A 25691-nucleotide genomic window follows, 5' to 3' on the forward strand; every position below is an offset into this window, starting at 1 on the left:
GATTTCGTGGTAGACCAGGTGAAAGCCGGAGCCTCCATCATCGGCCTCTACCCGGCCACGGACGAAAGCAACCTCCAGCGCTTCGCAGAGTGGCGACAAGCCAAAGGGCGCTGACAAGGGGCGCGGCGATCGATCGGTCGCCGCGTCAGCCATTCAAACACCGATTGCCTCTGTGACCGGGTCCAACGCTTCGGTGAATTGGCTGCGGCCCCGGTGTCCCAGCCTCTAATGGCAGCGTGGGCTCAACGCTGCCTTGCCGCGCCGCAGTTTTCCCGATGCGGCCGTGCGCCCCCGACCAGATGGTCACATCCTGTCCGACCGTCAGCTGAAGTCGTCAATCACGCGCCATGTGTCCTGCGGGGCCTGCGGCCGGTGTTCGAGATCATCGCTTCCTGACCGCCCGGTAAGCTCCAACCGAAACTGCGGCAGGCACTTTGCCGACAATCTGTTGACACGCCGATTTCATGCGACCCACCATCATTCATCCGTCGCGCCTGAGCAGGCGCGCGCGGTCGGCAAAAGAAAACGTCGCAACGACGACAGAAACGACAGGGAAGCTCATGACCGGAATCACGACCACCAGGCTGTTCACCGCACTTCTCGCAACTGCGGCCGCGCCCGCCGCGGCCGAAACCTGGGACATGCCGACGCCCTATGGCGACAGCGTCTTCCACACCCAGAACATCACCCAATTCGCCGAGGACGTGGCTGAGGCGACGGATGGAGAGTTAGAGATCACCGTCCACTCCGCCGGCTCGCTCTTCGGGCATCCCGAGATCAAGGACGCGGTGCGCCGGGGACTCGCCCCGATCGGCGAGACGCTGATGTCGCGGCTCGAGAACGAGGACCCGCTCTTCGGCATCGACTCCGTTCCCTTCCTCGCGGCGAGCTACGAAGAGGCCCAGGCCCTGTGGGACGCATCGCGCCCCGCCATCGAAGAGCGCCTGGCCGAACAGGGGCTGACGCTTCTCTATGCCGTGCCGTGGCCGGGGCAGAGCCTTTACACGCAAGAGCCGGTCGAAAGTGTCTCGGATCTCGAAGGGACGGCCTTCCGCGCCTACAATGCCGCGACCGAGCGGCTCGCCACGCTGATGGGGGCGGTGCCGACCCAGATCGAGACCGGAGACATCGCCACGGCGTTCGCGACCGGCCGGGCCGACGCGATGATCACCTCGCCCTCCACCGGCGTCTCGTCGCAGGCTTGGGATTTCGTCTCGACCTACACCGAACTCGAGGCCTGGCTGCCCAAGAACATGGTGATCGTAAACACCTCTGCGTTCGACGCCCTACCCGAAGAGGTGCAGACCGCGGTGATGGAGGCCGCCGAAGCCGCCGAAACGCGTGGTTGGGAGATGTCCGAGGCGGAAACCGCGGCGCAGGTCGCAGCGCTCGAAGAGAACGGGATGCAGGTGGTGCAACCGTCGGAAACCCTTGCGGCGGAACTGGCCGAGATCGGCGATACGATGACCGCCGAGTGGACCGAGCAGGCCGGTGAGGACGGACAGGCGGTGATCGAGGCCTACCGGTCGGAATGATCGTCAACCGGGGCCGCGCTTTCCGGCGGTCCCGGCATCCGCTTTGCCCCCCCCCTCGCCCGGAGCGCCTGATGCGACTGTTCCTCGACCGGCTCTATGCCGGCGCCCTCCTTCTGTCCGCGGCAGGGTTCGCTGCCATCGCCGCGCTCGTCCTGTTCCAGGTCGTCGGCCGCCTGATCGACCGCGTCGCGCGCCTGATGGGCGTCGCACCGCCCGGGCTGACCGTTCCCTCGCTCGCCGAGCTTGGGGGGTTCCTGTTCGTGGCCGCCGTGGCACTGGGTCTTGCCGGAACCTTCGTCAGGGGGGGCCATGTCCGCGTCTCGTTGCTGACGCGCGCGCTGCCGTCTCGGGTCAGCCGGGCGCTTTCGGCGGCGGTGGCGGCCGTGGCTGCGGGCCTGTCGCTGTTCGCCACCTGGTCAAGCTGGCTTCAGGCCGTCGATAGCTGGACCTTCGACAGCGTCAGCTTCGGGATGCTGCGCATTCCGCTCTGGCTGCCCCAGGGGGCGATGACGCTGGGGCTCGCGCTGCTGACGGTGGCTCTGGTCGACGCGTTGGTCGTGCTGCTGCGCGGCGGAGCGCCCTCCTACGAGGTCGCCGAGGCCGAATTCGGGGAAGACGCCTGATGGAGATCGCGACGCTCGCGCCGATCCTGGTCGTCCTGCTCTTCTGTGCCCTCGCCGCCGGCCTCTGGATCGGCTTCGCCCTCATCGTCGTCGGGCTGGTCGCGATGGCCGCGGCCTCGTCCGCCCCCGTGACGCTGGTCTTCGCCACCCGCGTCTGGGGTGGGCTGACCGTATGGGACCTGACCGCGCTGCCGATGTTCATCTGGATGGGCGAGATCCTGGTGCGCTCGCGCCTGTCGGCGGACATGTTCGCGGGCCTCGCGCCGTTCACCAGGTATCTTCCGGGGCGGCTGCTGCATGTCAACGTCATGGGCTGTGCGCTGTTCGCGGCCGTCTCGGGCTCGTCCGCGGCAACGACGGCAACGATCGGCCGGATGTCGGTGCCCGAGCTGACCGCCCGCGGCTACGACCCGCGCATCGCGATCGGCACGCTTGCCGGATCGGGCACGTTCGGCTTCCTGATCCCGCCCTCGATCATCCTGATCGTCTACGGTGCCGCGACCGAGCAGTCGATCGCCCGCCTGTTCCTTGCCGGCCTGATGCCGGGGCTGATGCTGGCCGTCCTGTTCTCGGGCTACATCATGCTTTGGGCGCTGACCCATGCCTCCGCCATGCCCGCCGACGAGCCTGCGGCTGCGGATGACAAGCGCGCCATCCTCCGCCTGCTTCCGGTCGTGGGGCTGATCGTCGCTGTCATCGGTTCGATCTACGCCGGCATCGCCTCGCCGACCGAAGCGGCGGTGATCGGTGTCGCGGGGGCGCTGATCCTGGCCTCGGCGACTGGCGCGCTGGACTGGCTCGGCGCGCGAGAGGCGCTGCTGGCCGCCACCCAGACGACCTGCATGATCGCCTTCATCCTGGCCGGCGCGGCGTTCCTCACCGTCGCCATGGGATATACCGGGATCCCGCGCGCGCTCGCCGCCTGGATCGCGGGGATGGGGCTTTCCGCCTACGCGCTTCTTGCGGCGCTGACGGTGTTCTTCGTCGTCATGGGAATGTTCCTGGACGGCATCTCGATCGTGGTGCTGACCGTGTCGATCATCATGCCGATGGTGCTCGCGGCGGGCATCGACCCGATCTGGTTCGGCGTCTTCCTTGTCCTTGTCGTCGAGATGAGCCAGATCACGCCGCCCGTGGGCTTCAACCTCTTCGTCCTCCAGAAGATCACGGGGCGCGACATCCTTACCCTTGCCGCCTACGCCGCCCCGTTTTTCGGCCTTCTGGTTCTGGCCGTCATTCTTCTGGCGGCCTTCCCCCAGATCGCCCTGTGGCTGCCCGGAACGATGCTGAACTGAGGATCTCCCCACGGACCATGCACCTGGCATGGTGCCGCCGAAACCCCGCCCGGCTCCTTCGCGCAATCTCCGGAACGTTTTGGAGATTGCGTCTTGTGGCTCCGCAACATGCTCCTGTCGCTGCCTCCTTAGCCGCCGTTCAGCTGAAAGCTGCGGCGAGCGCTCCGCTGCGCGAAGATCGGCTCAAGCCATTGTTGACAGACTCACGATTTGCGCCCTAGCCTATTCTTGCGGAATATATAACATTATAAGGGAGGTTCGCATGAACTGCTTCAGGAATACGCGCACGTGCCTGTCCGTCGCCGCGCTGGCTACGGTCGTCGGCGCCCCGCTTGCCGCGCAGACGACGGTCGATGTCGCGATCATCGGCGAGGCCGACACGTTCGACCCGATGGTTTCCACCAAGGACGTGGTGTCGATCGTCACCCAGCACTTCGTCGAGACCCTCTACACCTTCGACGACAGCTGGGCCGTCGTCCCGCTTCTTGCCGCCGACATGCCGCAGATCAGCGAGGACGGCCTGACCTACACGATCCCCCTGCGCGAAGGCGTGACCTTCCACGACGGATCCACCATGGACAGCGCCGATGTCGTCGGGTCGATCGAACGCTGGCTCGAGCTCGCGACGCGCGGCCGGTCGATCGCGGACAAGGTCGAAAGCGTCGAGGCGACGGGCGAGCACGAAGTCACGATCTCCCTTTCCGCACCCTACGCGCCGCTCTTGTCGCTTCTGGCGTTCTCGAACTCGGCCGCTGCGGTCTACCCCGAGGAGATCCTCGCCGAGACGATCGAAAACGTCGTCGGCACCGGCCCCTACAAGATCGCAGAGCACGCGCCCGACCAATATCTTCAGCTGACCCGCTTCGAGGACTACACCCAACCGACCGGCGCGGCCGAGCGTCAGCAGACCCCAGACGAAATCCGCTTCGTTCCGGTGCCCGACCCCAACACGCGGGTCGAAGGCCTTCTGTCGGGTCAGTTCGACTTCGCCGACAGCCTGCCGGCCGAAAGTTTCGCGCGCGTAGAATCCTCGGACGTGGCGGAGCCGCTGGTGCTGGAACCGTTCGGCTGGCCGCTCTTCGCGATCAACCACAAGCAGGGCCTGCTGACCGACAAGACGCTCCGGCAGGCGGTTCAAGCCGCCCTTCCCCATGACGACATGCTGTTCGCAGCCTTCGGCGACGACACCTTCTTTCAGGTGGACGGCGCGCAATATCCCGAAGGCTGGACGTGGCAGACCGACGCCGGCACCGACCTCTACAACCAGAACGACCTCGAGAAAGCCTCGGCGCTCCTCGAAGAGGCGGGCTACGATGGAACGCCGCTGCGCATCCTCACCTCGCGCCAGTACGAGTTCCACTACAAGATGGCCGAGGTTGCGCAGATGGCGCTCGAGGCGGCGGGGTTCGACGTCGACATGACTGTTGTGGACTGGGCGACGCTCAGCCAGCAGCGGGACGATCCGACCATGTGGGACATCTACATCACCCACTCGCCCTTCCTGCCCGAGCCGTCGCTGACCTCGACCTTCTTCTCGACCTCCCGCGAGGGGTGGGCGAACCCCGAGAAGGAAGAGCTGCTGACCGCCTTCACGACCGAGACCGATCCCGAGGCGCGGAAGGAGATCTTCGCGGACATCCAGCAGATCGTGCTGGACGATGTCGGCTTCATCAAGATCGGCAACTTCAACTCGCTGCAGGGCAAGTCGACGGCGCTGAGCGGCGTGGAAGCTGCCCCGTGGCCTCAGTTCTGGAACGCCTCGGTCGCGGAATGACCGAACAGGGGCGCGCGCGACCGGTGCGCGCCCACTCCCGCCGGAGCTGCCCATGACCCGTTATCTCATAAAGCGCCTCGTCGGCCTCGTCGTCGTCATCTTCCTGGTGCTGACGATCGCCTTCATCATTGTCCGCCTCGCGCCCGGGGACCCTGCGGCGCTGATGCTGGGGCCGGATGCCACGACCGAAGACGTGGCCGAACTGCGGACGCGGCTGGGGCTCGATCGGCCGATCTACGTGCAGTACCTGACATTCGTGGCCAATGCGGCGCAGGGCGATCTTGGCGACAGCCTGTTCTTCAACGCGCCGGTGCTCGAGGTGCTTGCCGCGCGGGCGGAACCGACGATCTTCCTGGCCCTCTTCTCGCTGATCTTCGCGCTCGTGATCGCGGCGCCGATCGGGATCTATGCCGCCTACCGGCACGGTTCGGCCACGGATCAGGGCGCAATCTCGACTGCCATGCTGGCCGCTTCGGTGCCCAGCTTTCTGACCGGCCTGATCTTCCAGCGCTACCTTGCCACCGAACTCGGCTGGTTCCCCGCGTCGGGCTACGGCGGCCCGGACGCGAGCTTCCTCGAGCGGATGGGCCACCTCATTCTGCCCTCCATCGTGCTGGGCATCACGAATTCCGCGTTGATCCTGCGGTTCACGCGCGCCTCGATGCTGGACATCCTGGGCGAGGACTATGTCCGTACTGCGCGAGCCAAGGGCATGACCGAGCGGCGCGTCGTCCTGCGTCACGCGCTGAAGAACGCCGGCATCCCGATCATCACCGTGGTCGGCCTGACCTTCGCGCTGCTGGTTTCGGGCGCGGTCGTGACCGAGCGCGTGTTCAACCTGCCCGGCCTCGGAAATCTCGTCGTCAACGCGGTGTTGCGGCGCGACTACCCGATCATCCAGGGGACGCTGATCGTGGTCGCCGCCCTCTACGTCCTGGTGAACCTGCTGACCGACCTGCTGTACCTCGTCGTCGACAAAAGGGTGAAGCTCTGATGGCCGCAACCCTTTCAGCCGAGCCGAACTTCTTCGGGGCCCTGATCTCACGCAAATCCGTGCTGGTCGCGCTGGTCATCTTCGTGGCAGTCGTCGGAATCAGCTTCCTGTCCCCGCTGATCTCGCCCACGAACCCGGACGCGATGTCGGTGCGCAGCCGCCTGTTGCCGCCCGGAAGCGAGGGCTACCTGCTGGGCGCCGATGCCTTCGGGCGGGACGTGCTGTCGCGGCTGCTCTTCGCCGGGCGGGTGTCCCTGACCATCGGCCTCGGCGTCGCGATCGTATCGTCGGTCATCGGCATCCTGATCGGCCTGCTGGCCGGCTTCTTCCAACGGCTCGACACGCCCCTGTCCCGGCTGATCGACGCGATGATGGCCTTTCCCGACATCCTTCTGGCGCTCAGCCTCGTGGCGATCTTCGGCGGGTCCATGACCAACGTGATCCTCGCGCTGTCCATCGTCTATGCGCCGCGCATCGCGCGCATCGTGCGAGCTTCGACGCTCGTGATCCGCGTCCTGCCGTATGTCGAGGCGGCGCGGGCGCTGGGGACGCGGACACATGTGATCATGTGGACGCATGTCCTGCGCAACACGATCTCGCCGATCCTCGTGCAGGCCACCTTCATCTTCGCCTACGCCATGTTGGCCGAGGCCGGCCTGTCGTTCCTGGGCGTCGGCGTCGATCCCGAAACGCCGACCTGGGGCACCATGGTCAACGAAGGCCGGCAGTATATCGACCAGGCGTTCTTCCTCGTTCTCATTCCGGGTCTCGCGATCTCGATCTCGGTGCTCTCGCTCCAGCTCGTGGGCGACGGGCTTCGCGATGCGCTCGACCCACGCCTTGCCAAGGAGACCTGAATGGCGCTCACCCTGAAGAACTTCCGAGCCGCGGGGCTCGGGGCGGACACGATCCACATCGGGGATGACGGTCGCATCGCCGAGGGCGCGGCCCCCGATGCCCGGCAGATCGATTGCGGCGGGGCCTTCCTGTCGATAGGCTGGTCCGACCTGCACGTCCATGTCTGGCACGGTGGCACCGACATCTCCGTCCGCGCCTCGCAGGCCGGGCGGCCCACCGGCGTCACCAGCATGGCCGACGCCGGGTCCGCCGGAGAGGCCACCTTCCACGGCCTGCGCGAATACGTGATCGAGCCGCAATCCGAGACGATCCGCGCGTTTCTCAACATCGGCTCGATCGGCCTCGTCGCCTGCAACCGCGTGCCCGAGCTGATCGACCTGCGCTCCATCGACGTGGACCGCACGCTGGAGGTGGTCGAGGCGAACCGCGACGTGATCTGCGGCATCAAGGTGCGCGCCAGCGGCGTGATCGTCGGCGCCTGGGGCATCACCCCCGCCAAGATCGCCAAGCGCGTGGCCGAGATCAGCGGGCTGCCCCTGATGGTCCATGTCGGCGAACCGCCCCCCCTGATCGACGAGGTCTTCGACATCCTGACCGAGGGCGACATCGTCACCCATTGCTTCAACGGCAAGCGCGCAGGCTCGATCTCCGACACCAGGGCGCTCTGGGCGCAGGCCAAGCGGCTGGCGGCCGAGGGCATCCGCATGGATGTGGGGCACGGTCAGGCGTCTTTCGACTTCGACGTGGCGCGCCGCGCCATCGCGGACGGGCTGACACCGTTCTCGGTCTCGACCGACCTGCACCTGAGGAACATCGACGGCCCGGTCCACGACATGGCGACCACGATGTCGAAGCTGCTGGCGGTGGGGCTGCCGTTCGACGACCTGATCGCCGCCGTGACCGAACGGCCCCGCTCGGTCCTCGGGCTCGAGGCGTGCCCGGCGGTCGGCGACCGCGCCGACTTCACCGTCTTCGACCTCGTGGAATCGGATGTCGTCACCCATGACAGCGGCGGCAAGACTCTCACGCTCGACAAGATGTTCGAGCCGCGGATGACGATTCTGGGCACCGACGTGCAGGACGCGTCACGGAGGGTGGGATGACCGAGACGATCCTCGACGTGCGCGACCTTCGGGTCGCGTTCGGTGCCCGACGCGGTGAAGTGACTGCTTTGCGCGACGTCAGCTTTACCCTTGGGCGGGGCCGGACGCTGGCCCTTGTGGGCGAAAGCGGGTCGGGGAAGTCGGTGACGTCGCTGTCCCTGATGGGACTTCTGCCGCCGAACGGCCGGATCTCGGGCGGGCAGTTGCTGTTCACCGATCGGAACGGCCGGACCCGCGACCTGTCGACGTTGAAACAGCGCGACTTCCGCGCCCTGCGCGGCCCTGAACTGTCGATGATCTTCCAGGAGCCGATGTCGTCGCTGAACCCCCTGTTCACCATCGGCGATCAGATCGGCGAGATGCTGTGGCTGCACGTCCCGATGAGCGATGCCGACCGGCGCAAGCGCGTGATCGAGATGCTGGAGCTGGTCGAGATTCCCGCCGCCGCCTCGCGGGTCGATCAGTACCCTCACGAGCTCTCCGGGGGGATGCGCCAGCGCGTGATGATCGCGATGGCGATCATCTGCGAGCCGCGCCTTCTGATCGCGGATGAACCGACCACGGCGCTCGACGTGACGATCCAGGCGCAGATCCTGGACCTCATGCGGCGCCTGCAGTCCGACCTTGGGATGTCGATCCTGTTCATCACCCACGACATGGGCGTCGTCGCGGAAATGGCCGATGACGTGGCGGTGATGTATGCGGGCGCGGTCGTCGAGGAAGCGCCGGTCGACCGGATTTTCGACCACACGCGGCATCCCTACACGCAGGGGCTTCTGGCCTCGATCCCCCGACCCGGACGCGCGCATGGCGAGCGGCTCGTCCCGATCCCGGGAACCGTTCCGCCGCTGACCGCCTTGCCGCCGGGCTGCGCCTTCGCGCCCCGCTGTCCCTTCTCGGAGCCGCGATGCGACAAGCCGGTGCAGTTGTCGCGAAAGGCTGCGGATCACCGGGCAGCCTGCATCCTCGACACCCTGCCTGCACGACCGGTGCCGGCATGACCGAGCCCCTTCTCCGGATCCGCAACCTTTCCAAGCATTTCCCCACGCCCCGCGGCACCGTGCGGGCGGTCGAGGATGTCAGCTTCGACATCCCCCGCGGCTCGATCACCGGGCTGGTCGGCGAGTCGGGCTCGGGGAAGACCACGCTGGGCCGCACGATCCTGCGGCTGACCGAGCCGACCTCCGGCCAGACCATCTTCGACGGGCAGGACCTCAACTCGCTGGAACCGGCCGCGATGCGGCTGATGCGCCGCCGGATGCAAATTATCTTTCAGGACCCGGTGAGTTCGCTGAACCCGCGCCTCAAGGTCGAACAGGTGATCGCCGAAGGACTCGCCGCCCACGGGATCGGCAAGCGGGCCGAGCGTCGCAAACGCGTCGCCGCACTGCTTGAAGAGGTCGGCCTTCAGGCGGACCACATGCGCCGCTATCCCCACGAGTTCTCGGGCGGGCAGCGCCAGCGCATCGGCATCGCCCGCGCCCTGGCTCTGGAGCCGGAGTTCATCGTCGCGGACGAAAGTGTCTCGGCGCTCGACGTGTCGATCCAGGCGCAGGTGCTGAACCTGCTTCTGGAGCTGCGCGAGCGTCGCAACCTGACCATGCTCTTCATCGCGCACGACCTGTCGGTCGTCGAATATCTCTGCGACCGGATTGCCGTGATGTACCTCGGCCGCGTGATGGAGTTCGGCCCCGGAGCGGCCGTCAGCACAAGGCCGATGCACCCCTACACGCAGGCGCTCAACTCGGCGATCCCGCGCCCCGATCCCCATGCCGTGCGTGACCGCGAGATCCTGACCGGCGACATCCCCTCGCCGCTCGATCCTCCGTCGGGTTGCGTGTTCCGCACCCGCTGCCCAATCGCGCGCGACATCTGCGGACAGTCGCGCCCCGACCCGCAGGAGGTCGGCGTCGAACATCACTCCTATTGCAAGAGAATCGAGGCCCTGAATGAACGACGTGCAAGTGAAGACGCCTGAAGACCGGTTGAAGGAGTTGGGCGTCCATTTGCCGGAAGGGCCGCCGGAACCGATCGGCGCCTTCACCAACGTGCGACGCGCCGGCGACCTTCTCTACGTCTCGGGCCAGGGACCCGTCGAGGCCGACGGAACCCTCCACGTGGGCAAGGTCGGCGACGATGTCACGGCAGAGGCGGCACAGGAACATGCGCAGCTCGTGGCGGTGAACATCCTCGCCGCGCTGAAGGCCCATTGCGGTGAGTTGTCCCGCGTGACCGGCGTGGTGAAGCTGCTCGGCCTCGTGAACGCCCACCCGGATTTCGAACGCCATCCTTTCGTGATCGACGGCGCGTCGAACCTGCTCGCCAAAGCGTTCGGGGAAGCCGGCGTCCATTCGCGCTCGGCCTTCGGGGTCTCGTCGCTTCCGCGGCGGATCACTGTCGAAATCGAGGCGATCTTCGAGATCGACAGCTGATGTCAGCCCGGACGATGCACCCCCATGGCGCGTTCGACATTCGCGGCGGCAGCGCGGACCTCGGTCTCGATCTCGCTGAGCCGGCGCTCGACGCGATGTTTCGGCATGACCACCGACAGCGTCAGGATGCAGGCCCCCGTTTCGTCACGCACCGGCGCGGCGATGCAGGCGACCTCGTTCTCGGAGGTGTTGATCTGCACCGACAGGCCCGCCTCGTAATCCGCGCGGCTTTCCCGGCCCAGCTTCGCGGGGTCCGTCTCGGCCAACCCAGTCTCGGAGGGCTGCGCGCAGGCCGCGAAGGCGGCGATCCGTTCGTCGTCGGGAAGATGGCCCAGCAGAAGCCGTCCCGAGGCCGTCCAGTTCAACGGCACCCGCGTGCCGACGTCGGAGGTGACGCGGAAGTGCCCCTCGCCCTCGGCCATTCCGATCACAGCCATGCTGCCCTCGTCGCGGGCGCAGATCTGGACCATCTCGCCGGTGCGGCGGCTGAGTTCATGCATCTCGCGCTCGGCCTCGGCATAGGCGTTCATGCGCGCCCGATATGCCAGCCCGTAGCGCATCACGCGCGGACCGAGCCAGATACGCCCCCCGTGCGCGCGCGTCAGCATCCCACGCTCGACCAGCTCGTCGATCAGCCGGTAGATCGTCGACGCCGGAGCACCCGCGGCCTTCGCCAGCTCATAGGCCGTCAAAGGCGCCATACGCTCGGACAGGATGTCCATTACCTGAAGCGATCGATCGATGCCGCTGGTGCGCTGGCGGGCGGGTTTCTGGCCGTCCAAGGGGAATCCTCCGGTTGTCCGGGTCGAGTTACGCAGTAATGGAACAACATTCAAGAAAGCAGGAGCCCGACATGGCCGCATCCCTCGACTGGACCTGGCACGACGCCAACGGCGTCTCGCGCGTGATCAACGTCTCGGGGACCATGACGTCGCTCGGCGGGTCGGTCACGGCCCCGAAGGTCGCCCAGGCGACTGCCGACGCGATGACGCGCTTCGTCCGCATCCACGAGATGCAGGCGCACGCTTCGCAGACCATCGCCGCCCTCACCGGGGCCGAGGCCGGGTTCCTGACGGCTTCGGCCAGCGCCGGGATCACCCTCGCCCTGGCCGGTACGATGACGGGCCTGTCGCCCGCCGCCGTCGAGGCCTTGCCGAAGTCGCCGGGCCCCAGAAATGCCGTCGCCATCCAACTGGGCCACATGTGCGAATACGGAGCACCCGTGACGACCGCGATAACGCTTGCCGGCGGCACCGTGCGTCCGGTCGGGCAATCCACCGTTGCCGCCGACTACCAGCTCGAGGCCGCCTGCGACGAGACCTGCACCGCCGCGCTCTATGTCGTGTCGCACCACGTCGTGCACTACGGCCAGATCCCGTTCGCTCGCTTCGCCGAGATTGCGCATGACAAGGGCGTGCCGGTGATCGTGGACGCGGCGTCGGAATACGATCTGCGCGGGTTCATCGAACAAGGTGCGGACATCGCGATCTATTCCGGCCACAAGTTTCTCGGCGGGCCGACCAGCGGCATCGTCGCGGGGCGAAAGGACCTGGTGCGAGCCGCCTACCTGCAGAACATCGGCGTCGGTCGCGGGATGAAGATCGGCAAGGAAAGCATCGCGGGCGCGATCGCCGCTATGAAGCTCTGGATGGAGCGTGACCACGAAGCCATCCGCGCCGACGAACGGGCGGCCCTCGAACTCTGGTCAGAGGCGTTGGCGCCGCTTTCCGGGATCACCCCCCGGATCGTCGCCGATCCGACCGGAAATCCGCTTGACCGGCTCCAGGTCGAGGTCGATGCCCAGACGGCAGGTGCCTCGGCAGCGACCTTCGCACGCGCCTTGGGAGAACGCGATCCGGCACTCATCGTGCGCGGGCACGAGGTCGAGCTGGGGTATTTCCAGCTCGATCCCTGCAATCTCCGTCCCGGCCAGGCGAAGGCGGTTGCCGATGCGCTGACGGAGACGCTGTCGAATGGACGTGCTTTGCAGGAACGACCCGAAGATCTGTCCGCCGCTCGCAACGGGGGAGTCGAAGGCTACTTGAACTGGCTTACCTAGGCGACGCTTTCTGGTGCCAGCACGCCCGTATCCGAGATCACCAGAAGCTCGAAGGTGACGCAGACGACGTTGTCGCGTGCGAGCGGGCCTTCCTCGAAGCCTCCGGAAAAGCCGATCGATGCTCCGGCCAGTTCGACCGCGTCACCTCGTATTCGGCATGTATCAAGCAACACCTCGGTCGCGTAGCTTTCGATCGTCCGACCGCCCTCGAACGATGTCCCGATCAAACTTCCGAGCCCCATCACGCGCCCGTCGACGATTCCGTTCAGGCGGGCGACCTCGCGAATACCGTCGTGGAGGGAGACGTTCGGCCGGATCGTCACGAGCATTGCATTGGGGTGCCCGACACGCTCCGTTTGCACGGGTCGGAATAGGGAAAACTCGGTCTCGGCATCGTCTGCGACTTCGAGCCGGGCACCCGAAAGTGCCCACATCTCAGCCTCCGCGCCGGTGTCGAGGAACGTCTCGTGAGACAGCAGGTGCCCCATGTGCAGGCCGCCAGCCTCGTCCTGCCAGATGCCGTGAACATGGGCGAAGGGCTGGCCGTTCTTCCGCCCCAGATGCGCACCGGCACGAACGATCCTCGCATTCTCCAGCGTCGCAGGGGCACTGTACCAGGCGGCGTGCCCGTCTCCGGGCGCCGGGGCGGGACGAACGAAGGAAAGCCGTCGCGCGGCAAGGTCCCTCAACACGAACCACCCCGCCCCGCCCTCTGCCGCCTCGTGGAGGGCGTCGAGAAGCGGTAGGTCGGATCGCAGGTGCACGTGCGTCCCGGTCGCCCGGCAAGGAACGGTCGAAATCCGCTCCGCGGCGACTTGCCCCGGGTGGTCGATACGGGGAAGGTCAGCCATCGCCGATCTCGCCCCGTGCGAGAAGTTCGGCGCGGATCATCTTCTTCGTGATCTTGCCGTAAGCCGATTTCGGCATCTCGTCCCAGAAAACGACCTTCTTCGGGATCTTGTACCGCGCCAGCCGCTCGCCCAGCCACTCGAGAAGCGCGGTCGCGTCAGGGGCCGTTCCGCGCGCCACGCAGACGGCGATTCCGACCTCGCCCCACTGTGGATCGGGCACGCCCAGAACGGCCGTCTCGCTGATGTCGGGGTGGAGCAGGATCTTCTCCTCGATCTCGCGCGGATAGATGTTCGAGCCGCCCGAGATGTACATGTCGGACGCGCGCCCCGTGAGGTAGAGGAACCCCTCGGCATCCATGTGGCCGAGATCGCCGGTCAGGAACCAGCCGTCGCGGAAGCTCTTGGCATTTGCCTCGGGATTGTCGTGGTAACCGGCGAAGACAGCCGGGCCGATCACCGCGACCTCGCCCGTCTGGCCGGGCGCGCATTCGCGGCCCTGGGCATCTTGCACCGCGACCTGCATCCCCGTGCGGGCAAAGCCGCAGGTGCCGATGCGCATCGCGGCGTCGTCCGCTGAATGGTGGGCAGGCGGAAGAACGGTGATGTTGCCGGTCACTTCGCCCAAGCCGAAATACTGTACGAGCACCGGGCCAAGAACCTCCAGCGCCCGTCGTTGGTCGGCGCGGTACATCGGGGCGCCGGCGTAGATCACGTAGCGCAGACTGCAATGATCGTGGGCGTGGACGGCCTCGTGCTCGACCAGCATCTTCACGATGGTCGGCACGGTAAACATGTTGGTGACGCGCCACTCCTCCACCAGCGCCCAGATTTCGGCCGGGTCGAATCGGGGCGCGGCCGGCAGGATCGTCTTCACCCCGTGCGCCACCTGCGCGAGTTGATGGACGCCCGCCCCGTGCGACAGTGGCGCCACCACGAGCGAGGCATCCTCGGGTCCGGTCCCGGGCATCAGGTCGCACAGGTGGTTCGTGACGACGAAGGCCATCTGGCCGTGGGTCAGGACCGCCGCCTTGGGCTTGCCGGTCGTGCCGGAGGTGAAGAAGAACCACGCCGGATCGTCGCGATCGACGGCGACCGCGGGAACATCGGCGTTCGCATGGGCGGCGAGCAGGGCCTCGTAGTCGTCGACTCCAATGCCGCCTATCGCCACCCTGAAGGTTATCGTTTCGGCGCAAGCCGCGACGTGATCGGGGAACTCGGCCCCCACGAGCAGACCTTTGGCCCCCGACGATGCCGCCAGCCACGCGACGTCTTCCGGCGTCTGCCGAAAGTTGGCGGGCACCCAGACGACGCCAAGCTTCCAGCAGGCGAAGGCGGCCTCGAACATCTGGTTGCAGTTCGCGGACTGGACGAGGATCCGGTCGCCCTTCCGCATCCCGTAGCGGTCGCGCAGAGCGGCGGCGAATGCCGTGGCGCGGGCCTCGATCTCGGCCCAGGACCAGCGCGACGCGCCCCACACGAGGCCGATCTCGTCCGGATGGCGCCGTGCCGTTTCCGTCAGGAAATGCGACAGGTTCATCACCCGGGTCGAGACGGGCTGCATCTCAGGAGACCCGCTCGAGGATCGAGGCGTAGTTCGCGACCGCGGCACCACCCATGTTGAAGACGCCGCCCAGGTGCGCGCCGGGGATCTGCATTCCCTCTGCCTCGTTCATCAGCTGCATCGCCGCCATGACGTGCATCGACACGCCCGTCGCGCCGATCGGGTGGCCCTTGGACTTCAGCCCGCCCGAGGGGTTCACCGGCAGGCGGCCGTCCTTCGCCGTCCACCCTTCGCGGATGGCGCGCGCGCCCTGCCCCGGCTCGGTCAGTCCCATCGCCTCGTATTCCAGCAACTCGGCCACGGTGAAGCAGTCGTGGGTCTCGACCAGCGACAGGTCCTCGAGAGTAACACCCGCCTGCGCGAAGGCAGCCTCCCACGCGCGGCGGGCCCCGTCGAAGCGGGTCACGTCGCGGCGCGACAGGGCGAGGGGCTCGTTCGTGTGGGTCCGGGCGCGGAAGGCGATGGCGCGCTCCAACCCCTCGGCAACCTCGGGCGCTGCCAGAACAAGCGCGGCCGCGCCGTCCGACACCAGCGAGCAATCCGTGCGCCGCAGCGGCCCCGCCACCGCCGGATTCCTGTCGGATACCGTGTTGCAGAAGGCCACGTCGAAGCTGCGCTGCATGTGGGCGAACGGGTTGGCCATGCCGTTGGCGTGGTTCTTCGCGGCGATCATGGCCAGCTCTTCCGACTTGTCGCCGTGTTTCTGGAAGTAGCTTGCCGCGATCTGCCCGAAGAGGCCCGCAAAGCCACCCGTCACGGCACTTTCTTCCTTGCGATACGAGGCGCCCAACAGGATGTCACCCACCTCGACGCCGGGCGTTGCCGTCATCTTCTCGGCCCCCACGACCAGTGCAACCTTGCCGCGGCCGCTGGCGATGAAGTCCATCGCCCCGTGAAGCGCCGCGGACCCGGTGGCGCAGGCGTTCTCGTAGCGGGTCGATGGCACGCGGGCGAGGCGCTCGTCGCCCATGCCGACAAGCGCGCCCTGGAAGTCCTGGTCCGAGAAGCCGTTGTTGAAGACGCCCACGAAGATGCCGTCGACATCCTCGGCCGGGATGCCGGCATGGGTGAGCGCGGGTCCGGTGACCTCGGCCATGAGCGCCTCGGTATCGGGGGCGCCGGACTTGCCGAAGGCGGTGTGGGCCCACCCGACGATATAGGGATCGGTCATTGTCTCATCTCCTCCTCAGGGTCTTTCGCGGCGCAGCCTGGTTTCGACCTCCGCCGCCTCGCGCGCCAGAAGGGCCGCGAGTTCGGCTTCGCGGGGCGGCTGCATCCGGCTTTCGACGGCGGCCAGCGACAGTGCTCCTGCGACCGTCCCGTCCCCTCGGCGAAGGGCGACGCCGATGCCCCAGCTTCCGGCGACGATCCGGCCGGGGTTGAGCGCATGGCCGCGGGCGCGGGTCCTCTCGATGTCTGCGCGCAAGATATGCGGCGCATAGTCCGGGTAGTCCGCGGGAAGATGCGGAGAGATGTCGGCGAGCACCGCCTCGACCTCGGCATCGGGAAGCGCTGCGAGCATGGCAAGCGACCCCGCTCCGACCCCCAAAGGATGCTGCGCTCCGGCGGTCAGGGCGTGGGTGCGGATCGGATAGCTGCCCTCCTGTCGGTGCAGGCAGATGGCGAAGGACCCCCGGCGCATGGTCACGAACGCGGTGTCGCCACTGTCCCGCGCGAGGCGGGCGACCGCGTCGGCAGCGATCTCGAGCAGGCCGTGGCGCGGCGAGGCCAGCGCGCCAAGGACGTAGCATTCCTCGCCCAGGTGGTAGTGCCGCGTGGCCGGGTCCTGCTCGATCAGCCTGCTGCGCATCAGGGCCATCAGAAGGCGCCGCACCGTCGGTTTTTCAAGCCCGGAGGCCGTCACCAGGTCGACCAGCGAAGCACCGTCCTCCCCGCGCGGCCCCACGAGGCGCAGCAGAAGAAGCGCCCGGTCGACGCTCTGCGCACCACTCGGCCCGGTCATCCGGTTCATATGGTGGACCTCAACTTCCTGCTTGCCGTCACCCGATCGGTACGACTTTCCCCCGAGCGTGGAGAGAGTTTCCGGAAATGCAAGTTTATCTTGCCCCGCGCCGCCGGGTCTGATCCACATTGTGAAAAGCTCTGGGAGGAGAACGCGATGAACAAGGCAATCGCGGCCGGTCTGGCCGGCATTCTAGCGACGACCATGCTGTCCCCGGTGTCAGCCGAGACGCTGCGCCTGTCCCATAACACGGGCGACACGACCACGTGGCACCAAGGGGCCGAGCGCTTCGGCGAGCTTCTGGCCGAGAAGACCGGCGGCGACTACGACGTGCGCGTGTTCCCCAACGCCCAGCTGTCCGGCGGCGACCAGATGCGCCAGGCCGAGATGGTGGGCCGCGGCGCGCTGGACCTCGTCGTGACCTCGGCGATCAACGTCACGCCGCTGGTGCCCGAGATGGCGGTCTTCTCGCTGCCTTATCTCTACGCCAACTACGACCAGGTGGACGCGACGACGCAGGGCGCACCTGCCGAGCTGCTCGAGGACATCCTCCGCGAAAAGGGCATCGAAGTTCTGGCGTGGGGCGAGAACGGCTTCCGCGAGGTCACGAACAACGTCCGCCCGATCAAGTCGCCCGATGACATGGCTGGCCTGAACATGCGCGTCGCGGGTCCGATGTATATCGACGTGATGAACGCGCTCGGCGCCAATCCCCAGCAGATGCAGTGGGGCGAGACGCTGACCGCGCTGCAACAGGGCGTGGTCGACGGGCAGGAGAACCCGATCGGCGCCGTCATCATCCCCCAGCAGGTCTACGAGATGCAGGATTACCTGACGACCTGGCACTATTCCTACGACCCGATCTTCCTCGGCGTCTCGAAGGAGCGGTGGGACGCGTTCGACGCCGAGACGCAGGAGGCCATGCGCGCCGCCGCCGAAGAGGCGATGACCTACCAGCGCGAGATCACCCGCGAAGGCACGGCCAAGGGCGTCGACTTCCTGCGCGAGCAGGGCATGGAGGTCTATGAGCCCACTGAGGAAGAGCTTCAGGCCTTCCGCGAGGCGACCCAGCCCGCCTTCGACGAATGGGCCGACCGCGTGGGCGAGGACATCGTCGGCGCGTTCCGGGATGCCATCGCCAAGGCCGGCGACGCCAGCTGACCTTGCGCGGCCCTGTGGGGCCGCGCTCCTCCCGAAAGGACGCCACTTGCGGTTCTTCCTGCGCGAGTTCGAGAAGATCGTCTGCGCCGCGCTCTTCCTGGGCATGACGGCGATCGGCTTCGTGAACGTGGTCATCCGCTACGGCACCAATTACTCGTTCGCCGCCACCGAAGAGCTTCTGACCAACGGCTTCCTCCTGCTCACCGTGTTCGGCGCGGCCATCGCCGCCCGCCGGGGTGAGCATCTGGCGGTGACCATCGTTCAGGACTCGCTGCCGAAACGGCTGGCGCAGGCGGTCTTCCTGATCTCGGTCCTCCTCAGCGTCGTTCTTCTGGCGGCCTCGGCATGGTTCTCGTGGCAGGTGCTGATCAACCTGTGGAACAACGGGATGCGCAGCTATGGGCTGGGCCTGCCCGCGTGGTGGTACCAGGCCGCCCTGCCCTTCGGCTTCGCTCTGGTGATCGTCCGCTATCTGCAGCACGCGGCCGAGACTGCCGGCGCGCCCCGCGCCGAGCCGCCGGCCACCCCCGATGTCTGAGATCCTCGGCCTCGGCGCCGGCACACAGATGATCGTCGTGTTCTTCGTGCTGATGGCGCTGCGGGTGCCGGTCGCCTTCGCGCTGGGCCTCTCCGCCATCTACGCGATGTGGCGGATCGGCTTCGGCCTCGACCTTGCCGGGGACCTGATCGCCACGGGGATCGCCAGATACGCGCTGCTCGCCATCCCCTTCTTCATCCTCGCCGGCGCTCTCATGGGCACGCTCGGGATCGCGGAGCGGATGATCCGCTTCTTCCGCGTGCTGATCGGCGGACTGCCCGGCGGCATGGGCGTCGTGGGCACGGTCGTGTGCCTGTTCTGGGGCGCTGTCTCCGGCTCGGGGCCGGCATCGGTCGCGGCGATCGGCCCGATGATCATCAAGGGCATGGAGGAGGACGGCTATCCCCGCGCGGTCGGTGCGGCGCTGGTCTGCACGGGTGCCGCGTTCTCCATCGTGATCCCGCCTTCCATCGGGCTCGTCATCTACGGCGTCATCGCCGAGACGTCGATCTCGGCACTGTTCATCGCGGCGATCCTGCCGGGGCTCTTCATGGGGCTCATCATGCTGGTCGTGCTGCCCTTCGTGAAGACGAAGGGGCGCGACACGCTCGACCGCCTTTCCCCTGCCCCCGAAAGCGAAGGCTACTGGCGCGACCTCGGCCGCACCTTCCGCGAGTCCTTCTGGGGGTTGATGACCCCCGTCGTGATCCTGGGCGGCATCTACTCCGGCGTCTTCACCCCGACCGAGGCCGCGCTGGTCGCCACGGTCTACGCGCTGGGCGTCGGGGCCTTCGCCTACGGGACGCTGACATGGCGCACGCTCTACGACGCGCTGACGGACGCGGCGTCCTCGTCGGCGGTAGTCATGCTGGTGGTCGCCTACGCGAGCCTGTTCGGCTGGGTCGTGACGGTCGAGGATCTGGTCGGCCAGTACTCGACGCAGCTTCTGGGCCTGTCCGAAAGTTCCGCGGTCATCCTGCTCGTCATCATGGTGATCCTGCTGGTCGCGGGGATGTTCATGGATCCGGTCACCGTGATGTTCATCTCGCTTCCGATCTTCATGCCGGTGGTGCGCGAGCTGGGCTGGGCCCCGGTCTGGTTCGGCGTCCTGGTGATGGTGAACCTCGCCATCGGCCTCATCACGCCGCCCGTCGGCATCAACCTCTACGTCGCCGCCAACGTGACCCGCCTGCCCATCGAGCGCATCGCACGCGCGGCCCTTCCATTCCTTCTCATCAGCCTCTTCGGGCTTGCGGTCATCGCCGCCTGGCCGGGGCTGTCGCTGTACCTCGTGGATGCGCTGAGGTGACGCGAGGGTCGGCGGGCACTATCCGCCGGCAATGCAGCCCGCGGTCATGGGATCGGAGACGCCCGTCGTCCCGGGGAACGTCGCCGGCAGATCGCGCAGTCGGCGCAAGGCGAGGAAGGCGAAACACTGTGCCTCGATTGCGTCGCCCTGCCAGCCCACGTCCTCTGCCTGGTCGACGCGAACCCCGGCGTAGTCTTCAAGCATGCGAAGGAGGGTCGGGTTATGCCGCCCTCCGCCACAGACGATCAGGCGCGTGGGCCGCTCGGGAAGCAGGTCCAGCCCGCGCCCCACGGCCGCGGCGGTGAACGCCGTCAATGTCGCGGCCCCATCCTCGGGAGAGAGGTCCAGCGCCCACTCGTAGCCGAAATCGAACCGGTCGAGCGACTTCGGATAGGGCCGGGCAAGGTAGGCGTGATCGAGCCGGGACCGCAGCCGCGCCTCGTCTACCTGCCCCGCGGCGGCAAGCTGCCCGCCGCGATCCATTTCCCCCAGTCCAAGATGCGCCACCAGGTCGTTGATCGGCGCGTTCGCAGGCCCCGTGTCAAAGGCGATCAGCGCGCCACTCGGGTCGCGCGCGGTCACGTTGGCCACTCCGCCCAGGTTCAGGACCGCCGTGCCGTCGCTGGCGCCCAGATCGTCCAGGAGCGCCCCATGAAAGACGGCCGACAGCGGCGCGCCCTGCCCGCCCGCCGCCATGTCCCCGCTGCGGAAATCGTAGACGACCGTGGTGCCGAGGATCCCTGCCATCAGCGCCCCGTCGCCGAGTTGGCGGGTTCGCCCAAGACGCCCGGGCTCCGGGGCGCGATGCAGGACCGTCTGGCCGTGGAAGCCCACGGCGGCGATGTCATCCATGCTCAACCCGGCCTCCGCGACCAAGGTGCGGACAGCCTCGGCCTGGGCGCGCGTGATGCGGTCTTCGGCCACGGCGAAAAGCTCCGGTTCGGGTCCGTCAAAGGCCCAGGCGCGGGCGGCGGAGAGGCACTCGGCCAGCAGATCGCGCGTCTCGCGGTCGTAGGGGGCAAGCGTGTAGCGCCCGAACTCGGTTACCCGCACGCCGTCGCTGCGCAGAAGCGCCACGTCGATATTCCCGTCGAGCACGGTTCCGGTCATCAAGCCGACGGTCCAGGCAGGTTCCATGACGTCAATCTCCGTTCAGGGCGTCGCCCACCTGCCGTCGCAGATCGACGATCCGGCTTTCGGCGTGACGAGTGGGGTGGACGCGGTTGGTCAGCAGGGTCCAGGCGCGGCCGGCCGCGAAGTCGAGCCAGAGGCCCGTGCCGGTAAAGCCGGTATGCCCGATAGTGCCGGCCGAACAGGCGTCGCCGCCGTTCCATCCGGGGTGGCGTCTCTCCCACCCTTGGGTGCGGGTCTCGGATAGCGGCTCACCGATCAGACCGGGGCCGCGCTCGAGCAGCCCCTGAGCGAAGTCGAGAACCGCCGCGCCGGTCCCGAAGAGACCCGCATGCCCGGACCCACGAAGGGCGTGGCAGTTCTCGTCATGCACCTCTCCACGGATCAGCCGGCCGCGCCACGAACAGAACTCGGTCGGCGCGCATTCCCCGGCGGCAGGCGAGAACGTGAAGCCGGGGCCGGGATCCATCTCATGGATGCCCTTCCCCTCGAGCCGTTCGAGCGCAATGCCCAGAAGGATGTAGTTGATGTCGGAATAGACCGGCGCGTCCAGCCTGCGCCATTCGCGCTGCAGAACGAACGCCCGCAGCGTGGCGGGGTCGCTGCCGTAGGTATAGATCGGTTCGACCGCGGGGAACGGCGTCTGGTGCCCGAGGCACTGGCGGAACGTCACCTGCCGCTCCCACGCCGTCATGTCGTATTGGCGCAGGTCGGGGATCACCGAGGTCAGCGGCGCATCGAGGTCGAGCCGACCCGCACGCGCGTGGTCCAGGATGCGCTCGGTCGTGAAGATCACCTTCGTCAGCGAGGCAAGGTCGAACACCGTGTCCTCGCGCATCGGCTCTTCGGATGGCACCAGCGCCGAGAGGCCCCGCGCCGCCAGACGCCGTTCGCCGCCCTCGATCACGCCGAGGACGGCGCCGGGGATGCGGCCTGCCGCGATGGCCGCGTCGATCAGGTCGAGGGCGCTGTCGAAGCTCATGACGTTTCCTCCGTCGCGATGTGGTGGTCGGGGCCGATCTGGCGCCAGGTCTGCGGGGGCGCGGTGAAGCCGACGGGGCGCAGCAGCGAAGCCACGTCCTCGGTGTCGATCGCATAGTCGATCCGGCGCCGGTCGATCGATGGAATGGCCGCGATCAGCTTCTGGGTATAGGGATGGCGCGGGTCGGACAGGACCTCCTGCGCCGCGCCCATCTCGACGATCCGCCCGGCATAGAGCACGGCGACGCGATGCGCGATCCGTTCGACCACCGCCATGTCGTGCGACACGAAAAGATAGGCGAGCCCGAACTCGCGCTGCAGATCGATCAACAGCTCCAGTACCCGGGCCTGAACCGACACGTCCAGCGCCGAGACCGCCTCGTCCAGTACCAGGACCCGCGGATTGAGCATCAGCGCCCGCGCAATGCACAGCCGCTGGCGCTGCCCGCCCGAGAACTCGTGCGGGAAGCGGTCCAGATCGGCGGGAAGCTCCACCCGCGCCAGAAGCGTGTGCATCCGGTCCAGCACCGTATCATCGACCCGCTGACCGGCAGCGATCACCGGCTCGGCCAGAAGCGCGCGGACGGTCATCCGGGGATTGAGCGAGGCGTTCGGGTTCTGGAACACCATCTGCACCGCCGACCGCCCCTCGGTGTCGATCTGCCCCGCAGATGGCCGCACGAGGTCGAGGATCGCGCGCGCCGTGGTCGATTTGCCCGAGCCGCTTTCGCCGACGATCCCCAGCGTCTCGCCCGGCACGAGGTCGAACGAGACGCCGTCCACCGCATGAACCACGCCGCGGGTCCGGCGCAGGAAGCCACCGCCGACCGGGAAGCGCACGCTCAGGTCGCGGACGCTCAGCGCAGAGGTCCGCCCGTCGCGCGTGCCGTCCCGGCGCACGGCCTGCCCAGCGCGGAAATGCGGCACCGCGTCCAGCAGATGGCGGGTGTAGTCGTGCGACGGGTGGTCGAGGACCCGGTCGATCGGACCGCTTTCCACCGCGCGCCCGCCCTGCATCACCAGCACCCGGTCCGCCAGCCCCGCGACGAGGCCGATGTCATGGGTGATGAAGATCAGCCCCGCGCCCGTCTCGCGCTGCAACTCCGCCAGTAGCGCCATGATCTGCGCCTGGATCGTGACGTCGAGCGCGGTCGTCGGCTCGTCCGCGATCAGCAGGCGCGGCTCGCCCGCCAGCGCCATCGCGATCATCACCCGCTGAAGCATACCGCCCGACATCTGGTGCGGAGCCTGGTCCAGCCGCCGCGCGGCATCGGGGATGCGCACCCGGTCGAGCGCCCGGATCGACGCCTGCCGCACGGCGCGGCCGCTCAGCCCGTGCTGCTTGCGGAAGATCTCGTCGATCTGCGCGCCGACCTTCAACACCGGGTTGAGCGAGGTCATCGGCTCCTGGAAGATCATCCCGATCTCGCGCCCGCGCAGGCGCTGCATCTCTGCCTCGGTCGCAGTGGCGACATCGATCCGTTCGTCGAAGACCGCCCGCCCGCCGAGGATCCGGCCACCGCCGAAATCCACCAGCCGGTTGACGGCCATCGCGGTGACGGACTTGCCGGACCCGCTTTCGCCGACGATGGCGAGTGTCTCGCCCGCTGCCACCTCGAAGCTGACGCCGTGGACCACTTCGGTCTCGTGGCCGGACTTGCCGAAGCCCACGCGCAGATCCTCGACCGACAGAAGCGTCATCCCAAGGCCCTCCGCGTGCGCGGGTCGAAGACGTCGCGCAGCGCGTCGCCCAGCAAGTTGAAGCCCAGCACCGCCAGCATGATGACCACCGCCGGGAAGATCAGCATCCACGGCGCCGTCTCCATCAGGTTGCGGCTGTCGGACAGCATCAGACCCAGCGACGGGCTGGGCGGCTGCGTCCCGAGGCCAAGGAAGCTCAGCGCCGCCTCGGTCAGAAGCGCCCAGGCCAGCGCCAGCGTGATCTGCACCGTCAGGGGGGCCACGAGGTTCGTCAGAAGGTGCCGTGTCAGGATGTAGCGCCGCGAACTGCCGAAGGTCCGCGCCGCATCCACGAAGCTGCGGGTCTTCAGGGACAGCGCGGGGCCGCGCACGACGCGGGTGAAGATCGGCGTGTAGACGATGGCGATGGCCACGATCGAGGTGTCGATCCCCGGCCCGTGGATCGCCACGATCAGCAGCGCCAGGAGGATCGCCGGGAAGGACAGCAGCACGTCCATCGCCCGCATCACCGCCCCATCCCAGAGCTTTTCGAACCATGCCGCCGTCAGCCCGAGCACGGTGCCGACCACGGTTGCCAGCCCGACCGACAGAAGCGCGACCGCGAAGGACTGGCCGATCCCGACCATCAGGCGGCTCAGGATGTCGCGGCCGAACAGGTCCGTCCCCATCCAGTAGGTCGCGCCCGGTGCCTGTAACCGCGCCAGCCGGTCCTGCGCCAGCGGGTCATGCGGCGTCAGCCCGGTCAACCCGAGGATCGCCGCGACAGCGAAGACCGCGATGACGCACGCGCCGATCCTGCCAGAGCCGTGGCGCAGAAGCGCGCCGAGAAACGACATCAGCTCTCTCCGTAGCGAATTCGGGGGTCGAGCGCGGCGTAGGCCAGGTCGACGATCAGGTTCACGACGAGGAAGTTGAAGGCGATGAACAGGACGACCCCCTGGACCAGCGCATAGTCGCGCTGCAGGATCGCATCCAGCACCACCCGCCCCAGCCCCGGCAGCGCGAAGATCTGCTCGACGATGACCGCTCCGCCCAGCAGGTAGCCGAACTCGACCCCGCTGAGGGTCACCACCGGGATCAGCGCGTTCGGCAGCGCGTGCCGCCAGATGACGTAAGATTGCGAGAACCCCTTGGACCGCGCCGTGCGGACGTAGTCCTCACCGAGGATATCGAGCATCGCGGCCCGCGAGATCCGCGTCACCGCAGCGGCGAAGGCGGTGCCGAGCGCCAGCGCGGGCAGGATCAACTGCGCCAGGTTGCCAAGCGGATCCTCGGTCAGGGGGACGAAGCGGCCCATTGTCGGCAAGGTGCCGAAACCCACCGACAGCACGTAGATCGCAAGTAGGGCCAGGACGAAGTTCGGGGTCGATTGGCCGATCATCGCGAAGATCCGGACGACCAGGTCCGATGGCCGCTCGACCCGCGTGGCGGCGAAGACGCCGGCGGGCAGGCCGATCAGAAGCGCGATCAGCATCGACAGCAGCGCCAGTTCCAGCGTCAGCGGAAAGCGTTCCATGATGATCTGCGACACCGGCTGACCATAGGTGACCGAAAGCCCCAGATCCCCCTGCAGCAGGCCGATCAACCAGCGCCCGTATTGGACCACCCAGTTCTGGTCGAGCCCGAAATAGGCCGCCAGCGACTCGCGCTGCGCCGGGGTCAGAAGGCCGGACTCGGTGCCCAGCATCGCCGTGATGGCGTCGCCGGGCACGAGCCGGATGGCCACGAAGACGAAGACCGAGACGCCCAGCATAACGAGCGGGAACATCAGCAACCGGCGCAGGACGTAGTTCATGCGGCCCCCTCGGGCGTCTCGGGGTCG

The 25691-nt window shown here is 67.6% G+C and carries 24 protein-coding genes; 14 read left to right on the forward strand and 10 right to left on the reverse strand.

Annotation, left to right across the window (positions count from 1 at the left end):
• Positions 1-560 precede the first annotated feature (560 nt).
• From PAM7066_RS06280 to PAM7066_RS06325, 10 genes are all read left to right on the forward strand, one after another.
• Complete coding sequence (locus PAM7066_RS06280) at positions 561-1535, forward strand: TRAP transporter substrate-binding protein (RefSeq protein ID WP_245749607.1); 975 nt, start codon at positions 561-563, stop codon at positions 1533-1535.
• Between the two features lie 71 nt (positions 1536-1606).
• The gene (locus PAM7066_RS06285; RefSeq protein WP_085853309.1) at positions 1607-2158 is read left to right on the forward strand and encodes a TRAP transporter small permease; all 552 of its coding nucleotides are present in this window, start codon (positions 1607-1609) and stop codon (positions 2156-2158) included.
• Positions 2158-3453, forward strand: a complete 1296-nt coding sequence (locus tag PAM7066_RS06290) for a TRAP transporter large permease (RefSeq protein ID WP_085853310.1) — start codon at positions 2158-2160, stop codon at positions 3451-3453. The genes PAM7066_RS06285 and PAM7066_RS06290 overlap by 1 nt, the downstream gene beginning before the upstream one ends.
• 262 nt (positions 3454-3715) lie before the next feature.
• Positions 3716-5227 (forward strand): ABC transporter substrate-binding protein, encoded by a 1512-nt coding sequence (locus tag PAM7066_RS06295; RefSeq protein WP_085853311.1) that lies wholly within the window; start codon positions 3716-3718, stop codon positions 5225-5227.
• Positions 5228-5279: 52 nt separating this feature from the next.
• Entirely contained in the window at positions 5280-6221 is a 942-nt protein-coding gene (locus PAM7066_RS06300; RefSeq protein WP_085853312.1) for an ABC transporter permease, read from the forward strand.
• On the forward strand, positions 6221-7078 hold the full coding sequence (locus tag PAM7066_RS06305; RefSeq protein ID WP_085853313.1) for an ABC transporter permease: 858 nt from the start codon (positions 6221-6223) through the stop codon (positions 7076-7078). The genes PAM7066_RS06300 and PAM7066_RS06305 overlap by 1 nt, the downstream gene beginning before the upstream one ends.
• Positions 7079-8182, forward strand: coding sequence for an amidohydrolase family protein (locus PAM7066_RS06310; RefSeq protein WP_085853314.1), 1104 nt, complete (start codon positions 7079-7081; stop codon positions 8180-8182). It begins immediately after the preceding gene.
• Entirely contained in the window at positions 8179-9183 is a 1005-nt protein-coding gene (locus PAM7066_RS06315) for an ABC transporter ATP-binding protein (RefSeq protein ID WP_085853315.1), read from the forward strand. The genes PAM7066_RS06310 and PAM7066_RS06315 overlap by 4 nt, the downstream gene beginning before the upstream one ends.
• A complete protein-coding gene (locus PAM7066_RS06320) occupies positions 9180-10160 on the forward strand; it encodes an ABC transporter ATP-binding protein (RefSeq protein ID WP_085853316.1) in 981 nt (326 codons plus the stop codon). Before PAM7066_RS06315 ends, PAM7066_RS06320 begins: the two co-directional genes overlap by 4 nt.
• Positions 10132-10614, forward strand: coding sequence for a RidA family protein (locus tag PAM7066_RS06325; RefSeq protein WP_085853317.1), 483 nt, complete (start codon positions 10132-10134; stop codon positions 10612-10614). Before PAM7066_RS06320 ends, PAM7066_RS06325 begins: the two co-directional genes overlap by 29 nt.
• Positions 10615-10616: 2 nt before the next feature.
• Here PAM7066_RS06325 and PAM7066_RS06330 read toward each other — a convergent pair whose 3' ends face one another.
• A complete protein-coding gene (locus PAM7066_RS06330; RefSeq protein ID WP_245749608.1) occupies positions 10617-11396 on the reverse strand; it encodes an IclR family transcriptional regulator in 780 nt (259 codons plus the stop codon).
• 71 nt (positions 11397-11467) lie between these two features.
• Here PAM7066_RS06330 and PAM7066_RS06335 point away from each other — a divergent pair, with 71 nt between their 5' ends.
• Positions 11468-12673 carry an aminotransferase class V-fold PLP-dependent enzyme gene (locus PAM7066_RS06335; RefSeq protein ID WP_085853319.1) on the forward strand — a complete coding sequence of 402 codons (1206 nt, stop codon included), beginning with the start codon at positions 11468-11470 and terminating at the stop codon, positions 12671-12673.
• Here the strand turns inward: PAM7066_RS06335 and PAM7066_RS06340 are convergent.
• Genes PAM7066_RS06340 through PAM7066_RS06355 form a run of 4 tightly spaced genes read right to left on the reverse strand, consistent with a single transcriptional unit; the run spans position 12670 to position 17057 of the window.
• Positions 12670-13524: a PPC domain-containing DNA-binding protein gene (locus PAM7066_RS06340; protein WP_085853320.1), complete on the reverse strand. Its 855-nt coding sequence runs from the start codon at positions 13522-13524 to the stop codon at positions 12670-12672. The genes PAM7066_RS06335 and PAM7066_RS06340 overlap by 4 nt on opposite strands.
• Positions 13517-15085, reverse strand: a complete 1569-nt coding sequence (locus PAM7066_RS06345) for an acyl-CoA synthetase (RefSeq protein ID WP_085853321.1) — start codon at positions 15083-15085, stop codon at positions 13517-13519. Before PAM7066_RS06345 ends, PAM7066_RS06340 begins: the two co-directional genes overlap by 8 nt.
• A gap of 1 nt (position 15086) precedes the next feature.
• On the reverse strand, positions 15087-16256 hold the full coding sequence (locus PAM7066_RS06350) for an acetyl-CoA acetyltransferase (protein WP_085853322.1): 1170 nt from the start codon (positions 16254-16256) through the stop codon (positions 15087-15089).
• A 15-nt stretch (positions 16257-16271) separates the two neighbouring features.
• Entirely contained in the window at positions 16272-17057 is a 786-nt protein-coding gene (locus PAM7066_RS06355) for an IclR family transcriptional regulator (RefSeq protein ID WP_090928789.1), read from the reverse strand.
• Positions 17058-17204: 147 nt separating this feature from the next.
• Here PAM7066_RS06355 and PAM7066_RS06360 point away from each other — a divergent pair, with 147 nt between their 5' ends.
• From PAM7066_RS06360 to PAM7066_RS06370, 3 genes are read left to right on the forward strand one after another with little or no spacing between them, the layout of a single operon-like run.
• Complete coding sequence (locus PAM7066_RS06360; protein WP_085853323.1) at positions 17205-18209, forward strand: DctP family TRAP transporter solute-binding subunit; 1005 nt, start codon at positions 17205-17207, stop codon at positions 18207-18209.
• A gap of 46 nt (positions 18210-18255) precedes the next feature.
• On the forward strand, positions 18256-18747 hold the full coding sequence (locus tag PAM7066_RS06365; RefSeq protein WP_085853324.1) for a TRAP transporter small permease: 492 nt from the start codon (positions 18256-18258) through the stop codon (positions 18745-18747).
• Positions 18740-20056, forward strand: coding sequence for a TRAP transporter large permease (locus PAM7066_RS06370; RefSeq protein ID WP_085853325.1), 1317 nt, complete (start codon positions 18740-18742; stop codon positions 20054-20056). Before PAM7066_RS06365 ends, PAM7066_RS06370 begins: the two co-directional genes overlap by 8 nt.
• A gap of 18 nt (positions 20057-20074) precedes the next feature.
• Here PAM7066_RS06370 and PAM7066_RS06375 read toward each other — a convergent pair whose 3' ends face one another.
• Genes PAM7066_RS06375 through PAM7066_RS06395 form a run of 5 tightly spaced genes read right to left on the reverse strand, consistent with a single transcriptional unit; the run spans position 20075 to position 25664 of the window.
• The gene (locus PAM7066_RS06375; RefSeq protein ID WP_085853326.1) at positions 20075-21193 is read right to left on the reverse strand and encodes an anhydro-N-acetylmuramic acid kinase; all 1119 of its coding nucleotides are present in this window, start codon (positions 21191-21193) and stop codon (positions 20075-20077) included.
• A 4-nt stretch (positions 21194-21197) separates the two neighbouring features.
• Positions 21198-22169: a serine hydrolase domain-containing protein gene (locus tag PAM7066_RS06380; protein ID WP_085853327.1), complete on the reverse strand. Its 972-nt coding sequence runs from the start codon at positions 22167-22169 to the stop codon at positions 21198-21200.
• Positions 22166-23869: an ABC transporter ATP-binding protein gene (locus tag PAM7066_RS06385; protein WP_085853328.1), complete on the reverse strand. Its 1704-nt coding sequence runs from the start codon at positions 23867-23869 to the stop codon at positions 22166-22168. Before PAM7066_RS06385 ends, PAM7066_RS06380 begins: the two co-directional genes overlap by 4 nt.
• The gene (locus tag PAM7066_RS06390; RefSeq protein WP_085853329.1) at positions 23866-24705 is read right to left on the reverse strand and encodes an ABC transporter permease; all 840 of its coding nucleotides are present in this window, start codon (positions 24703-24705) and stop codon (positions 23866-23868) included. The genes PAM7066_RS06385 and PAM7066_RS06390 overlap by 4 nt, the downstream gene beginning before the upstream one ends.
• A complete protein-coding gene (locus PAM7066_RS06395) occupies positions 24705-25664 on the reverse strand; it encodes an ABC transporter permease (RefSeq protein ID WP_085853330.1) in 960 nt (319 codons plus the stop codon). Before PAM7066_RS06395 ends, PAM7066_RS06390 begins: the two co-directional genes overlap by 1 nt.
• Between the last annotated feature and the right edge of the window lie 27 nt (positions 25665-25691).

It is taken from the genome of Palleronia marisminoris (genome assembly GCF_900172315.1).
GTDB classification, from domain to species: Bacteria; Pseudomonadota; Alphaproteobacteria; order Rhodobacterales; family Rhodobacteraceae; genus Palleronia; species Palleronia marisminoris.

Excerpts from the sequence above, each read along its gene's own strand:
- PAM7066_RS06280 (WP_245749607.1), top strand. The coding sequence starts at position 561 with ATGACCGGAATCACGACCACCAGGCTGTTCACCGCACTTCTCGCAACT.
- PAM7066_RS06285 (WP_085853309.1), top strand. The coding sequence starts at position 1,607 with ATGCGACTGTTCCTCGACCGGCTCTATGCCGGCGCCCTCCTTCTGTCC.
- PAM7066_RS06290 (WP_085853310.1), top strand. The coding sequence starts at position 2,158 with ATGGAGATCGCGACGCTCGCGCCGATCCTGGTCGTCCTGCTCTTCTGT.
- PAM7066_RS06295 (WP_085853311.1), top strand. The coding sequence starts at position 3,716 with ATGAACTGCTTCAGGAATACGCGCACGTGCCTGTCCGTCGCCGCGCTG.
- PAM7066_RS06300 (WP_085853312.1), top strand. The coding sequence starts at position 5,280 with ATGACCCGTTATCTCATAAAGCGCCTCGTCGGCCTCGTCGTCGTCATC.
- PAM7066_RS06305 (WP_085853313.1), top strand. The coding sequence starts at position 6,221 with ATGGCCGCAACCCTTTCAGCCGAGCCGAACTTCTTCGGGGCCCTGATC.
- PAM7066_RS06310 (WP_085853314.1), top strand. The coding sequence starts at position 7,079 with ATGGCGCTCACCCTGAAGAACTTCCGAGCCGCGGGGCTCGGGGCGGAC.
- PAM7066_RS06315 (WP_085853315.1), top strand. The coding sequence starts at position 8,179 with ATGACCGAGACGATCCTCGACGTGCGCGACCTTCGGGTCGCGTTCGGT.
- PAM7066_RS06320 (WP_085853316.1), top strand. The coding sequence starts at position 9,180 with ATGACCGAGCCCCTTCTCCGGATCCGCAACCTTTCCAAGCATTTCCCC.
- PAM7066_RS06325 (WP_085853317.1), top strand. The coding sequence starts at position 10,132 with ATGAACGACGTGCAAGTGAAGACGCCTGAAGACCGGTTGAAGGAGTTG.
- PAM7066_RS06335 (WP_085853319.1), top strand. The coding sequence starts at position 11,468 with ATGGCCGCATCCCTCGACTGGACCTGGCACGACGCCAACGGCGTCTCG.
- PAM7066_RS06340 (WP_085853320.1), bottom strand. The coding sequence starts at position 13,524 with ATGGCTGACCTTCCCCGTATCGACCACCCGGGGCAAGTCGCCGCGGAG.
- PAM7066_RS06345 (WP_085853321.1), bottom strand. The coding sequence starts at position 15,085 with ATGCAGCCCGTCTCGACCCGGGTGATGAACCTGTCGCATTTCCTGACG.
- PAM7066_RS06350 (WP_085853322.1), bottom strand. The coding sequence starts at position 16,256 with ATGACCGATCCCTATATCGTCGGGTGGGCCCACACCGCCTTCGGCAAG.
- PAM7066_RS06355 (WP_090928789.1), bottom strand. The coding sequence starts at position 17,057 with ATGAACCGGATGACCGGGCCGAGTGGTGCGCAGAGCGTCGACCGGGCG.
- PAM7066_RS06360 (WP_085853323.1), top strand. The coding sequence starts at position 17,205 with ATGAACAAGGCAATCGCGGCCGGTCTGGCCGGCATTCTAGCGACGACC.
- PAM7066_RS06370 (WP_085853325.1), top strand. The coding sequence starts at position 18,740 with ATGTCTGAGATCCTCGGCCTCGGCGCCGGCACACAGATGATCGTCGTG.
- PAM7066_RS06375 (WP_085853326.1), bottom strand. The coding sequence starts at position 21,193 with ATGGAACCTGCCTGGACCGTCGGCTTGATGACCGGAACCGTGCTCGAC.
- PAM7066_RS06380 (WP_085853327.1), bottom strand. The coding sequence starts at position 22,169 with ATGAGCTTCGACAGCGCCCTCGACCTGATCGACGCGGCCATCGCGGCA.
- PAM7066_RS06385 (WP_085853328.1), bottom strand. The coding sequence starts at position 23,869 with ATGACGCTTCTGTCGGTCGAGGATCTGCGCGTGGGCTTCGGCAAGTCC.
- PAM7066_RS06390 (WP_085853329.1), bottom strand. The coding sequence starts at position 24,705 with ATGTCGTTTCTCGGCGCGCTTCTGCGCCACGGCTCTGGCAGGATCGGC.
- PAM7066_RS06395 (WP_085853330.1), bottom strand. The coding sequence starts at position 25,664 with ATGAACTACGTCCTGCGCCGGTTGCTGATGTTCCCGCTCGTTATGCTG.